At 68.1% G+C, this 12,726-nt stretch carries 13 protein-coding genes and 1 pseudogene; 3 read left to right on the forward strand and 11 right to left on the reverse strand.

What is annotated here, in order from left to right; genetic code table 11:
• Positions 1 to 148: 148 nt before the first annotated feature.
• The 7 genes from ACYVK3_RS16535 to ACYVK3_RS16565 all read right to left on the reverse strand — a co-directional run bounded on the left by ACYVK3_RS16535 (position 149) and on the right by ACYVK3_RS16565 (position 5,157).
• Positions 149 to 1,291, reverse strand: coding sequence for a M23 family metallopeptidase (locus ACYVK3_RS16535; protein ID WP_460498437.1), 1,143 nt, complete (start codon positions 1,289 to 1,291; stop codon positions 149 to 151).
• A 279-nt stretch (positions 1,292 to 1,570) separates the two neighbouring features.
• Positions 1,571 to 1,894 (reverse strand): hypothetical protein, encoded by a 324-nt coding sequence (locus tag ACYVK3_RS16540; RefSeq protein ID WP_460498438.1) that lies wholly within the window; start codon positions 1,892 to 1,894, stop codon positions 1,571 to 1,573.
• Positions 1,895 to 2,440: 546 nt separating this feature from the next.
• Positions 2,441 to 2,704 carry a hypothetical protein gene (locus ACYVK3_RS16545; protein WP_460498439.1) on the reverse strand — a complete coding sequence of 88 codons (264 nt, stop codon included), beginning with the start codon at positions 2,702 to 2,704 and terminating at the stop codon, positions 2,441 to 2,443.
• The gene (locus ACYVK3_RS16550; protein ID WP_460498440.1) at positions 2,701 to 3,723 is read right to left on the reverse strand and encodes a WXG100-like domain-containing protein; all 1,023 of its coding nucleotides are present in this window, start codon (positions 3,721 to 3,723) and stop codon (positions 2,701 to 2,703) included. The genes ACYVK3_RS16545 and ACYVK3_RS16550 overlap by 4 nt, the downstream gene beginning before the upstream one ends.
• Positions 3,720 to 4,040, reverse strand: coding sequence for a WXG100 family type VII secretion target (locus ACYVK3_RS16555; RefSeq protein ID WP_460498441.1), 321 nt, complete (start codon positions 4,038 to 4,040; stop codon positions 3,720 to 3,722). The genes ACYVK3_RS16550 and ACYVK3_RS16555 overlap by 4 nt, the downstream gene beginning before the upstream one ends.
• Positions 4,041 to 4,394 (reverse strand): YbaB/EbfC family nucleoid-associated protein, encoded by a 354-nt coding sequence (locus ACYVK3_RS16560; RefSeq protein WP_460498442.1) that lies wholly within the window; start codon positions 4,392 to 4,394, stop codon positions 4,041 to 4,043.
• A gap of 358 nt (positions 4,395 to 4,752) precedes the next feature.
• Entirely contained in the window at positions 4,753 to 5,157 is a 405-nt protein-coding gene (locus ACYVK3_RS16565; protein ID WP_460498443.1) for an STAS domain-containing protein, read from the reverse strand.
• 737 nt (positions 5,158 to 5,894) lie between these two features.
• On the opposite strand from ACYVK3_RS16565, the gene ACYVK3_RS16570 reads away from it, so the two are divergent.
• Both ACYVK3_RS16570 and ACYVK3_RS16575 read left to right on the forward strand, forming a co-directional pair.
• Positions 5,895 to 6,692 (forward strand): SigB/SigF/SigG family RNA polymerase sigma factor, encoded by a 798-nt coding sequence (locus ACYVK3_RS16570; protein ID WP_460498444.1) that lies wholly within the window; start codon positions 5,895 to 5,897, stop codon positions 6,690 to 6,692.
• 87 nt (positions 6,693 to 6,779) lie between these two features.
• Entirely contained in the window at positions 6,780 to 7,745 is a 966-nt protein-coding gene (locus ACYVK3_RS16575) for an anti-sigma factor RsbA family regulatory protein (protein ID WP_460498445.1), read from the forward strand.
• Positions 7,746 to 7,950: 205 nt separating this feature from the next.
• Here the strand turns inward: ACYVK3_RS16575 and ACYVK3_RS16580 are convergent, their stop codons facing one another.
• Complete coding sequence (locus ACYVK3_RS16580; RefSeq protein ID WP_460498446.1) at positions 7,951 to 8,109, reverse strand: hypothetical protein; 159 nt, start codon at positions 8,107 to 8,109, stop codon at positions 7,951 to 7,953.
• A gap of 147 nt (positions 8,110 to 8,256) precedes the next feature.
• Here ACYVK3_RS16580 and ACYVK3_RS16585 point away from each other — a divergent pair, with 147 nt between their 5' ends.
• Positions 8,257 to 9,468: a zinc-dependent alcohol dehydrogenase gene (locus ACYVK3_RS16585; protein WP_460498447.1), complete on the forward strand. Its 1,212-nt coding sequence runs from the start codon at positions 8,257 to 8,259 to the stop codon at positions 9,466 to 9,468.
• A 125-nt stretch (positions 9,469 to 9,593) separates the two neighbouring features.
• Here ACYVK3_RS16585 and ACYVK3_RS16590 read toward each other — a convergent pair whose 3' ends face one another.
• From ACYVK3_RS16590 to ACYVK3_RS16600, 3 genes and pseudogenes are all read right to left on the reverse strand, one after another.
• Positions 9,594 to 11,018, reverse strand: coding sequence for an RICIN domain-containing protein (locus ACYVK3_RS16590; RefSeq protein ID WP_460498448.1), 1,425 nt, complete (start codon positions 11,016 to 11,018; stop codon positions 9,594 to 9,596).
• Between the two features lie 392 nt (positions 11,019 to 11,410).
• A pseudogene (locus ACYVK3_RS16595) lies at positions 11,411 to 12,262 on the reverse strand (haloalkane dehalogenase); the annotation flags it as partial.
• Between the two features lie 19 nt (positions 12,263 to 12,281).
• Positions 12,282 to 12,710: a nuclear transport factor 2 family protein gene (locus tag ACYVK3_RS16600; RefSeq protein ID WP_460498449.1), complete on the reverse strand. Its 429-nt coding sequence runs from the start codon at positions 12,708 to 12,710 to the stop codon at positions 12,282 to 12,284.
• Positions 12,711 to 12,726 lie beyond the last annotated feature (16 nt).

Here is a 12,726-nt window from a genome sequence, read left to right on the forward strand (position 1 = left end):
CACTACTCTCCGGCCAAATACCGGCAACCCCCGAATCTGTACTGGCAGATCAGCGCTCAGTAAGACCGGCCCGCCGCGACTCTTCCGTGGCGTTCGAGCCACCGGCTGAGACGCCTCGGCGGTGAAGCGCGGGCGGCCACGCCGCGAGTCAGCCGCCCCCGCGCAGATCGACGCCGAATCGGCGCATGAACGGGACCGGGTCCACCGGCTCGCCCGAATGCCGGCTCTCCACGCCGGTGTGGACCTCGAAGTGCAGGTGGGGCGCCGATGAGTTGCCCGAGCTGCCGACATGGCCGATGACCTGCCCGCCTTTGACCGCGTCGCCGACGTCCACGAGCGGTTCGGACACCATGTGGCAATAGCGCGTCGCCGTGGCGTCGGCGTGCTCGATGTCGACGTACCAGCCGCACCCGCGGATCTCCGGCGAACCGTCGACGTCGCACGAGTACTCCTCGCCGTCCCGGGTCGCGTTGCAGCGGACCCGCACCACGATCCCGTCCCGGGCCGCGAGGATCTCGGTGCCCGTGTCGGCGCCGAAGTCGACTCCGTCGTGGTTGGGCCGGTTCGCGGTGCGAAAACTCGACCAGATCGGCGCGCCCGGCACCGGATGCGTCCATTCGCCCCCGGCCAGCACGCAGGAGACCCGCTCGGCGAAGCGCGCGATCGCCTGGCTCGCGTAGTCCTCCCAGCGGTCGTAGCCGTCTGGAGAGGCGGCGCCCTGCACCGCCTGGGCGGCCTCGGCCGGCGCCATATCCTCCCAGCCGTCGACGGCGGTCAGGCGGTCGTAGAACGCCCGGGCGGCGGACTCGGGGTTCATCAACTTCCTGACCGCGCCCCAACCGTCGCTCGGACGCTGCCCGAAGAGGCCCACCGCGTCGTCGGTGTCGCCGACCCGGTCGTGATCGTGCTCGAGGCTCTCCTCGACGTTGAAGTTGGCGTAGTTGTACAGGCGGCTCGACTGGTAGGCGGCGACGAGCCCGACGAACGCTGCCCGGTCGTCCAGGCCGCGCTCCCGGGCGCCCAGGTAGACGGTGATGGCGTTGTCCGCCTGAGCGCCGCGCCAGCCGTTGTCCACGGCCAGCCCCGAACGCACCGTCTCGGGATCGTCGAGGACGCACTCGTACTCGAAGCCCGCGACCGTGGTGGCGCTGACGTGCCAGGCCTCGCTCGGCGGCCCGCCCCGGAACACCCCGAGCAGCGCCGCGAACACGACGGCCGGCAGCGCGATCACCGCGGCGGCGCCCAAGGCGCCCACGCGGCGCTTGTCCACCGCCCCGCCGCACGTGCCCATGCAAGCTGTCTAGCACCCCGGCGAGCGCCACGACCGAGTTTGCCCGCTCCTCGTCTCGAGAAATGCCCGCCGGGCTCTGACTCCTCGCCGCCAGTTATGTTCAGCTCTGTCCAGCGGTCGCCGGCCAGATCCTTGCCGACAGCGTGCCAACGTTTTCGTTGGCAAGGCCATGCCTGCTCAGCTTCCGTCGCCCGCAAGTGTTGAATTCTGGGTGATGACTCACCTTCTTGGCGAGTTGCCGGTCGCTGATCTCGCTACCAGCGGGCGGTGCATCGAGGGTCAGGCGGCCTTGTCGGGTCCCTCGAGCCGACGCCGCTCGACCTCGGCGAGGGCGCTGTCGTAGGCGTCGAGAAGCAGCTCGGCGAGCTCGCGCTGGTCCATGTCCTCATGCCCCGCGCCGAAATCCACGGAGATCAGCACGCCGCCGAGGGTGACGACGACCGCCGCCTCGCCACCGGGGGACTCGACGCGGATGCTGGCGGGCTCCAGTAGGCGCCGTAGCGGCCGGGACCGCTCTCCGAACTCGATCATCTTCTCGATGAACGCGCGCGCCTCCTCGGCGATGCCGGAGGCGGACGTTTCACGGTCGCTGCTCTTCCTCACCTTTCGAGTCTGACACATTGTGCCGCAAGGAATGTCGCTGATGTCAGGAGCTGCCGCAGGGTTCACCGACCGTTCGGGCCCCGGTCATCTTCGCGCGCTGGAGCGGGCCGCGGATGCGACGCGGCCGAACGCGGGGCCAGCGCGGTCCGGCGTTCGGCCGCGATACGCAGGCTCGGAGGCCCCGCAGGTGCCGGTCCAGGGCCGGGGCGTAGGCGGTCGTGCGCGTCGCGGAGGTCGGGTGCAGCGGCGGCTGGCCGAGGAGACCAGCCCCGAACTGCGGACCCCCGCGCCGTCCTCGGGGCGGTGCAGCGGCACGCCGAGGCAGTCGCTGCGCAGCGCCGCGAGCAAGCGGTCCACAGCGGACAGTATCTGCCTCTTGAAGAAGTCGAAGTACCGGTGGCGGATGCCGATCGATCCGCGATCAGCGGTGGTGGGCGTGACGGCCCGGTCGAAGCGGGCCTCGCCCTCGTGGTGAGAGGCGCCGTCGATGTCGGCGTGGTCGAACGCTTCAGGGGGCCGTCACGCCGCAGTCGATTGCTCGAACGGTCAATCGCCTCGGGCCCGGCGCCGGCGTTCCTCCTGTTCGCGCAAGAGGTCGGCGGTGCGAGCGCGCTCGGCGTCCTCCTCGGTCCGGCGTCGGCGGCGCTCGGCGGTCAGGCGCTTGTACTCGGCGCGCTGCTCCTCGGTGAGGCCGGCGAGGATTTCGGCGGTCTCGGCCTCTTCACGGCGGCGGTGGCGGCGCCAGGCGGGCGCCACCGCGACGATCAGGAGCGCGACGACCGCGGTCGTCGCGACGGTGCACCACGTCACGGGCCGCCGTTCGCTTCACGCTCCGCTTCCATTTTGCTGTAATTGTTCTCCCCGACGGCGAGGGAGTTCCCTGTGTACTTGATGGTCTTCAGCCCGTCGATGGGGTTCTTCCAGCTGTTCTTGAGCGGGTCCCACGATCTCATGAGAGCGCCGTCGGAGAGGTTGCGCAACCGGTCCGACCCCCTTCCGAGCATCGGACCGGAGGCCGTCAGGAACTTACCGGAGCCCTTGAGGAGATGGTCGGTGGCGTCGTCGAGGGACTTCGTGAGGCCGGTTGAGCCGGTGCCGAACTTGCGCAGGGCGACGACCCAGCGGCCGAGTTTCGTCATGAGCTCGCCGATCTTGGCGACCATGTCGGCGAAGACGCTGACGGCCTTGGAGACGACCCGGGCGACGCCGGCCGCGAGGGAGGCGCCGAAGGTGAGTCCGGCGGAGGCCATGGAGCTGAGGAGCCACAGGACCGCTTCGGCGATGAAGTTGGAGATGATCTCCAAGAGCATGGTGCGCGTGATGGAGACCAGGACGCCCGCGCCGGTGATGAAGTTGGCCGTCGACGCCGCGCCGTCAGCGGCGCCGTTGATGACCTCGCCGAAGGCGCTGGCGCTCTGCCGATAGGCGTCGGCGTCGGCGCCGTCCCAATTGGCGGTCGACTGGAGCTCGTTCATCCACGCGGTGGAGGCTTCATGGAGGGCCATGGCGATGTTGTTCCAGGTCTGCGCCAGGCCTTCGATGGCGTTGGGGTTACCGGCGACCCAGTCCAAAGGTTCGCGCAGGAACGCGACGTGCTCGAACGCCCATGAGACGCCGGCCTGCATGAGGTGTTTGAAGGGGTTGGAGATGAACGAGAGCACGTCCAGGCCTACTGAGAAGGTGGAGGAGGCGATGTCGCCGAGGTCGACCTTCCCTTGGGTGACGACCTGACCGTAGGCCCCGCCGGCCTTGTAGATGCCGTAGAAGATCTTGGAGCTCTGGGGCATCGGGGTGGCGGTGTCTTCGGCGATGAGCGGGTTCGCGTTCACGTGTCGAGCTCCTTCAGCAGCGCGTCGAAGATCGCGGCGACCTCTTCGTCATCGGACTGGTACTTGATTGCGGTCTGGCGGAGCGCTTCCGCGAAGCCGTTGCCGAGGTCGTCGATCGCATCGAGGGTCTCGGAGCCGTCGTCGAGGAACAGGTCAAGGGCCGGGGGGATGAGCTGGGCGAAGATGATGCCGTAGGCGTCCACGTCGCCGAGGCGAACCTGCTTGGCGGCGTCGGCGGCCTGGACGACGATCGCCATGGGGCCGTCGACGAGTTGATCGGCGTGGTCGCGCAGCTCCTGAGGGTCTACTTGGGGCATTCACGGCTCCCGGTGAGGCTGGGCGAAGGAGTTGATGACGCTCATAGCCTCGGAATCGGCGCCGAGGAGACCCGACATGATCTGGGAGGTCTTCTGCCCCGATTCCACGACGGCGCGGCGGTAGGTGTCGAGGACGAGGTCGGCGAGGCCGTTGGCGGACATGCCGCGGGCCTGCGGGGAGAAGCTCAGGCCGGTGAGGGCGCCACCGGCGTTCACGGTGACGGTGACGGCCTCGTCGTCGCTGGCGACGGTGGTTTCGGAGTCGGCCAGGAGCTGCTCGGCGCGCCCGGCCTGCTCATGGATCTGGGCCACTCGGGCGTCCAGGTCCCGCATGATCTCTTCAGGAGTGCGCATCGTCGCCCTTCGCTGTAGCGTTCGCATACTGAGCCTGATGGTGCGAACGCCAAGCTAGCCAACAAGAGTGAACAATCAATGGCATGATCTTGAACGAGTCGGGACCGGCAGGGCGCTATTCAGACCGGTGCGGTTCGGCCAGGAGCTCGGGGCCGGTCCAGTCGCGTCCTAGAATTCGACGGGCTGCTCGACGAACTGCCCCGACCGGGACGTCGACTTCGACGCCTCAGCGATCACATCGCGGCTGCGGTCGCGCGTGAACGCCTGCCGTTCATGGACGTCGTTCATGGTGTGATCTTCGCGGTGTCGGCACGTCCGCAGAGGTCACCATCGAGACCGGACGACGTGGTCGCGGTGGCTATCGTCCGGCGCGCTCGATCACGATGGTGGGCACTCCCTCGGGCCACAGGACCTGCATGACTCGCTGAAAACAGGGAGGGGCGTGGTGCACCACGATGTGGTGTCCGCCGATCAGGCGGTCCGCGGCCTCCACGAGCACGGCGGCGCCTCGGGAGTCGATAAACTCGAGGTCGGTCAGATCCAGGTGGACTTCCGCGTCATGGCCGGCCGCCTGCCGCAGTGCGTGTTCCCAGGCATGGTGGCTGCGCAGATCGATGCCTCCCGCGGCGCGCAGGCCCAAGATCTGGGGGCTGCCGTACTCGGTGATCTCCAGCGAACTGTCGAGTTGATCCCCGTAGTCCGGTGGCGGGGAGGGGCCCGCCCGAGATGCGGTGTCGGCTCTGGCGCTGATTTGCCTTGACATTATTCCGCCTTTATATGGCCACGAAGCCCCGGTGGTACTCCTGGGAGTCGCTGCTCCTGTGGCGCCTGCACGGCTGATCCGCCCAATGCTACTCGCCGCGGCGGATAAAAGCGAACTGGCAATTCGAAGAAAAGCAGGAGGTGGGGTGTTTCGACCCGCATATCCGGGACATGGAAGACCCTCGGCTGGATTATTGGAATCTCACAGACCTATATGTGGAAGTCTGCAAATTCATACACGACGATGGAACCTCATCAAATCTTCGGCATTCGCCCATCCACCTGCGGATACAGCCCGTTTATCCGGGAATTCCCGAAGCCCGAGATTCGCTTTGCATCGTGTCTCTCGCAGTTTGCCGAATATTATGAAAATAGGCACGAGCGTTTTCCAGGGCAATTTATCGAGGTTGGCAGTATTTCGATGTTTAGTAATATACCCGGCCTTCGATCGAATGGAATTATCATTACCTCGTGATAGTGTCGGTCTCATGACGAGAATAAATGCGAATATTTCCCGAGTGGGCTCCCGCACCTGCGGTGACGCGCAAGCAAAGTGGTGGAGCAAGGGCACTGCTTTCTCGTAGGGAGACACGCACCGACACTGCCCGGTACCGACGCTCTCGCCACCGGAGGGCGCCTGGTTCCCGGACATGCCCGGCCCGGCCGCGAAGGCGGTCTGTCCCGGCAAGCCGGCGATGCCGCCGGCGGCCAGCAGCCAAACCGGCAGGACGGTAATTCATGATGGACAAGCAGACGAGAAAACCACGCTCCACTTCGAACGAGTACAGCCATCTCGCACCGCTCTTCGAAGAGTTCCAGCGACTCGGCTCCGACGACCCGCGACGCTTCCTGCTCCGGGACCGTCTGGTCACCGGATACCTGCCGCTGGCCCAGCACATCGCCCAGCGGTACTCAGGCAAGGGCATAGCCAAGGACGACCTGGTCCAAGTCGCCTCGATCGGACTCATCCACGCGGTCGACCGGTTCGACCCCGGGCGTGGCGCCGACTTCCTGTCGTACGCCGTCCCCACGGTGATGGGAGAGGTGCGCCGCCACTTCCGCGACACCAGCTGGCCGATGCGCGTCCCCCGCCGGCTCCAGGAGCTGCGGGCGTCGCTCAATCAAGCCAGTGCCGAACTGGCCCAGCACCTCGACAGGCCTGCCACCGGCGCTGAGCTGGCCGGCCACCTCGGCATCACCGAAAGCGAAGTGGTCGAGGGCTACGAGGCTGCCCAAGCATACCGAGCGGTCTCGCTCGACGAGTCGCCGTTCGCGAACGAGGAACGGGCGCCCCTGGCCGAAACCCTTGGGGAAGAAGACGTCGCCCTTCAACTGGTCGACAACCACGAATCGCTGGTGCCCCTCCTGCAAGAACTCCCTGACCGCGAGCGCACGATCCTCGGACTGCGCTACTTCGGCGACATGACCCAGACCCAGATAGCCCAAGAGGTCGGCATCTCGCAGATGCACGTCTCCAGACTGCTCAACCGCACGCTCGCCGACCTTCGGGAAGGCCTGACCAGCGCCGCATCCTGACCACCGTGTCGCACTAGAGGAGCTGCGGCCACATACGGCCGTGTGGGCTGGCGGCGTGGCCACGATCATGATCGAAGGAGCCGCGCCATGACCGGATCACACCTACCCGCCAGGGAGGTCTCGTTCGAGCATCCCGCACTGTTCTACTCCGGTGCCGACTCCTACCTGGCAGGCACGATCCCGTACATCGACGCGGGCCTCAGCGCCGGCGAGCCGGTCGCGGTGGCCGTGCCCGCACCCAATCTGGCATCAGTACGGGACGCGCTCGGCGCCTGCGCCGACCACGTCCTGTTGATCGACATGGCCGAGGCCGGCGCCAATCCGGGGCGGATCATCCCCGGTGTGCTGCGTGCCTTCGCCGACTCCCATCTCGACCATCGGGTGCGGATCGTCAACGAGTCGATCTGGCCCGGCCGCACCGAGGCCGAATATCCGGCCTGCGCCCAACACGAAGCACTGATCAACCTCGCGTTCACCGGCCGCGCCGCCACCATCCTGTGCCCCTTCGACACCGCAGGGCTCGACCGGCACATGATCGCCGACGCCCGTGCCACGCATCCGGTCCTCATCGACCGCACGGGGCGCCACCACAGCGACCAGTACGACCCCGACCGCGTCTTCGACGACTACAACTATCGGCTCCCGCCACCGCCCCGATCGGCGATCGAACGCGCCGTCGACCCAGCCACCCTCGACAACGCCCGCTGGTTCCTCACCTCGTACGGCCGGAATGCCGGCCTCTCGACCGCTCAGCTCATTGACCTTGAAATCGTCATCACCGAACTGCTCACCAACAGCATCAAGCACGGCGGTGGCGGCGGCACCCTCCGCGTCTGGGCCGACGACCGGCACCTGATCTGCGATGTCAGCGACGCCGGGCATCTCACCGATCCGCTCGCCGGACGCCTCCCGGCTCATGGCGATGAACGCCACGGCCGCGGACTACTGCTGGCCAATCACATCGTCGACCTCCTCCGCATGCACACCAGCAGCTCCGGCACCACCGTGCGGATTCACCTCTGCCTGCCCGCCCCGCATCACCAAAAGGGATAAGACCAGTGGTCTCCAACCTTGAGACCCGCCTCCCTAAGCGGGTTCCGGATGAAAGCTGTCGGGGGTTCGAATTCCCCCCTCCTCGGCCACCACTAGCGGCAGGGCGTCGAGCAGCGCGGCGGCGCTCTTGGAGACGGTCTGGTCCGGTCCCTTGACAGCGGCGATCACCGCATCGCGGTCGGCGACGGCATTGGCTTCGGGTCGGTCACGTCGGCGTCGCCGCGTCCCAGACGGTGACGCGGTGCCCGCGCGTCTCGGCTTCGGCGGCGATGGCGCTGCCGAGGCGCCCGCAGGCGCCCGAGGTCGCGATCTGCTGTGGTTGCACGGTGCGGTCCTGTCCGGTGCGGTCGAGGAAGTCGGTCATCAGGGAGGCGATGGGGCCAGCCGATCCTCGAGTGCGAAGTGCCTCGCATCGGGACCGACCAGGCACGCCGCTTGATGAGACGGCAGGTGTTTAGCGCCCGGCGGCCCGGGCATTCGCCGACGACATCCACATGGGGAGGCGAACGCGGTGAAAGCAGTGGTGTGGCATGGGACCGGGGACATCCGCCTGGACGAGGTGCCCGACCCGAAGATTCAGGAACCGAATGACGCGATCGTGCGGATCACGCGCAGCGCGATCTGCGGCACCGACCTGCACATGGTGCGGGGCACCATGCCGGGCATGGTCGAGGGCACGATCCTCGGCCACGAGGCCGTCGGCGTGGTCGAGGAGACCGGGCCGGCCGTCCGCGGCTTCAGCCCCGGCGACCGGGTGGTGGTGCCCTCCACGATCGGATGCGGCACGTGCTCCTATTGCCGCGCGGGCTACTACGCGCAGTGCGACACCGCCAACCCGAACGGACCGTCCGCCGGCACGTGCTTCTTCGGCGGACCCGAGTCGACCGGCCCTGTGGACGGCCTGCAGGCCGAGTACGCGCGCATCCCGTACGCGATGACCAGCATGGTGCGCATTCCCGACGCGGTGACCGACGACCAGGCCATCCTGCTGTCGGACATCTTCCCCACGGCCTGGTTCGGCGCGAAGCTCGCCGAGATCAGCCGCGGCGACAGTGTGCTCGTGCTCGGCGCGGGCGTGGTCGGCCAGTTCGCCATCGCCTCGGCCAAGCGGCAGGGCGCCGGTCGGGTGCTCGTCGTCGACGGCATCGCCTCCCGGCTGGACAAGGCGCGCGAGCAGAACGCCGAGACGATCGACTTCAACCGCGAGGACCCGGTGGCCCTCACCAAGGAACTCACCGGTGGCATCGGCGTCGACCGCGTCATCGAGGCCGTCGGCGTGGACGCCGAGCGTCCGAAGACCGGCCCCGCCGCCGAGCAGGCCGAGGACATGGCCGAGCGGTTCGAGCAGGAACGGCGGCAGGCCGCGCCCGAGGGGGATCCCGGCGGCGAGCAGTGGGTGCCCGGCGACGCGCCGAGCCTCGCCCTGCGATGGGCCGTGGAGGCTGCGGCCAAGGCCGGCAGCATCGGCGTGATCGGCGTCTACCCGCCGGGCTTCGACAGCTTCCCGATCGGCTCGGCGATGAACAAGAACCTGACCATGAAGATGGGCAACTGCAACCACCGCCGCTACTTGCCCGGCCTGCTCGACCTCGTGGTCTCCGGCACGGTCGACCCCACCGCGTTCCTCACGCGGCATGAGCGGCCCACCAACGCGATCGAGGCGTACGAGACGTTCGACCGGCGTGAGGACGGCTGGCTCAAGACCGTGCTGGAGCTGGCGTGAGCGCCGACGCCGAGCCGTAGGGCGCGGCTCAGCGCGCCGGTGCCGTCCGCGCGCGCTCGCTGACGGAACGAGGCCCCGCCGACCGGGACGGGTCGGCGGGGCCTCGTGCTCCCTGAATCAGAGCCTCACAAGGTCCACTGCTGGTTGGTGCCGGAGTTGCAGTCGTACTGCTTGAGCCGCGCCGAGTTCTCGGTGGAGCCGCTGGTGACGTCCAGGCACTTGCCCGAATGGCGGGCGACGAGCTCGGTGTAGCCGCCGCCGGCGTCGCGCAGCTGCCACTGCTGGTTCGTGCCGCCGTTGCACGGCCACTGGACGACCTGGGCGCCGTTGGCCGTGGAGGCGTCGCTGACGTCCAGGCACTTGCCCGAGCGCCACGACATGATCTCGTAGTAGCCGCCCCCGACGCTCTGGAGCTGCCAGCGCTGGTTGTCGCCGCCGTTGCACGTGTACTGGATGATCTCGGCGCCGTCGGCGGTGGAGCCGTTGACGACGTCGGCGCACTTTCCGGAGTGCCGGGCGACCATCGTGGTCGTCTCACCGGCGACGCCGGAGACCGCGCCGGTGGCGGTGTCGATCGAGATCTGCGGATACCAGTCCATGGCCATGGTGGTGTTGGAGGGGAACCGCAGCGGCAGCCACACGTACGTCGACTCGTTCGGCGTGCCGCCTGTGGCGCCGGCCCAGCGGTCGCCCATGTACATGTAGGACGTCCCCTGGCTGCCGGCGATCTCGAGCACGTACGTCGACTGCGAGCGGTAGGTGGTGCTGTCGCCGAGGTTCTGCCAGCCGCTCCAGGAACCGTTCGGGAAGTTCGTGGTGGTCGCATACTTCGTCTGGTTGGGGTTCCAACCGGTCGCGCCGGAGGTGACCAGGAAGTACACGCCGTTCCGTTTGAAGATGGCGGGGGCCTCGCGGTGGTCGCCGTCGAAGGAGTACAGCAGTTGCTCGACGTCGAGGTAGTCGTCGGTGAGCCGGTAGATGTGGAGATCGTAGTTGTCTCGGGCCGCCGAGATGAGGTAGGCGGTGCCGTCGTCGTCGACGAAGACGGTCTGGTCCCTCGACATGTGGCCGAGGGGGCGGAAGGAGCCCCGGTAGGTGTAGTCGCCGTCGACGGTGTCGGAGACGGCCACGGCCACTTCGGCGTCGCCGTAGTCGGAGCCGTTCTCCTTGTGCGCCCACATGACGTAGTGGTCGTGCTCGGCGTTGTAGATGACCTTGGGCCGCTCGATGTTCGCGGGGCTGAGCTCGGGGTGGGAGTTTCTGGTGAGGATGTCGTTGGCGTGTGTCCAGTTGACCATGTCGGTGGAGCGGTACATGGAGACGGCGTTGAACAGGCTGCCGCCGTCTACGCGCTGCTCGCCGACCATGTAGTAGTAGGAGCCGACCTTGATGACGCCGCCGCCGTGGGCGTGCATGACGGTGCCGTCGGTGGTCGTGATCTGACTGCCGTTGGTGAATGTCTGAGGCGCCGCCTGGGCCGGTGTGGCGCCGATCGCCGCCAGGAGCAGCGCCGCGGCGCCGACGAGGGCGGCCTTCCATGCCGTTCGCATGATGGTCCTTTCGGGGGAGAGCTTCCTCCAGGATTCCATATATTTAAATGCTTGTAAATATGGTGAGAGAAAGTCGGCTCGCCCGGGCGGTTCGCGGCGGCCCGACGGGTGCGGCGACGCATCGCCCCAAGGAGTTGCATCTGACTGGTGGCTGGATGTATCACCTTGGGGGCGTTCAGGATAGCCCCTAGGCCGCCGGAGTAGCGCGCGCAAGTGCTTGATAGAGTCGGCGCGGATCGCCGAACGGCGGTCAGCAGGCCAGGTGCTCGCGGGAGAGCGCCATGCCGGTTCGACTCCGGCCCTGGTCGCCGCGCCCGCGAGGGCGTCGAGCTTGTCTTCGAGGGGTATGGGCCCTGATCAGCGGCGACGTTGGTCAGGGCCCGTTTTCCGTCTCACGCCAGGCGCTCGACCAGCGCGGCGACGGCCTTGCCGATGGCCTCTGGGGCGTCCTCGGGCGCGTGGTGGCCGACCTCGCCGATGCTCTCGAGCTCGAGCCCGGCGACGTGCTCGCGGGCCCATTCGACGATGCCGGCCGAGACGAGGCTCCTGTCGAGTCCGGTGGTGAGCAGCAGCTTCGGTACCTCGGGTGTCGCGGCCATCCACTCGCCGAAGGCGGTGAACCTCGCGGCGACGTCGGTCGGCTCGCCGTCAAGCGGGATCTCGCGCGACCACTGCAGCAGCGGCCGTCTCGAGTCGGGCGTGGGGTACGGCGCGCGGTAGGTGGCGAGGTCCGCGTCCGAGATCCCGGGGTTGGTGGCGCGCAGCGCCGACTCGATGAACCAGTTCTCCTCCAGCGCCATCTGCTCACCCGCGCCGGGCGTCCGCAGCCGCTGGAACAGCGGCACGGCCGGCTCGGGATACTCCGACCAGCGCATCGGCCGCAGGAACGTCTCCATGAGGACGAGTCCGCGGGCCCGGCCCGGATGCCTCGCCGCCCAGTCGAGGGCGAGCGGGCCGCCCCAGTCGTAGCCGACGAGGACGACCTCCTCGAGCCCGAGGGCCTCGATCCAGGCCTCCAGGTAGTCGGCGTGGTCGGCGAAGCGGTAGCCGATGTCGGGCTTGCCGGAGGCGCCCATGCCGATCAGATCGGGGGCCAAGACGCGGGAGCCGGACAGGGCACCGGTCACCCGCCTCCAGATGTGCGAGGACGTCGGATTGCCGTGCAGGAGCACGACGGCCGGGCCTTCGCTGCCGTTGTCGACATAGGCGATGTGCGAGTCGAGCACGTCGATGGTCCGCATGGCGGTGTCCTTTCGCTGGCGGTCACAGTGCCCGGTCGAGGCCGGCGGTGAGCGCGACGGGCTCGATCTTCAGGGACGAGAAGCGCCAGCCGGCCTCGGTGCGGCGCGCGCCGTAGTGGTGGATCGCGGCCGCGACGGCCTCGGTCGTGTCGTCGAAGACGAAGACGGCGATGTCGTGGGCCCGCACTGTGGCGCTCTCGCCGTCGAGGTCGATCACGAGGTTGGACTTGTGGTGCAGGGTGCGGACGTAGTCGTCGTGGCGCGCACGGACCATTTCGACGAGCGCACCGATGCCGCGGGCCTCGCCGCGGAGCGACGTGACGACGACGTCATCGGTGAAGAGCCGGTCGGACTCGTCGTAGCGGCGCTCGTCGATCCACAGGCTGTGGCGGGCGACGAGGTCGGCCAGTTCGGCGCGGTCGGCGAGGTCCTGGATGCGGGCGTCGGTCATGTCGGCTCCTGGTCAT

It is taken from the genome of Glycomyces tarimensis (assembly GCF_054776215.1).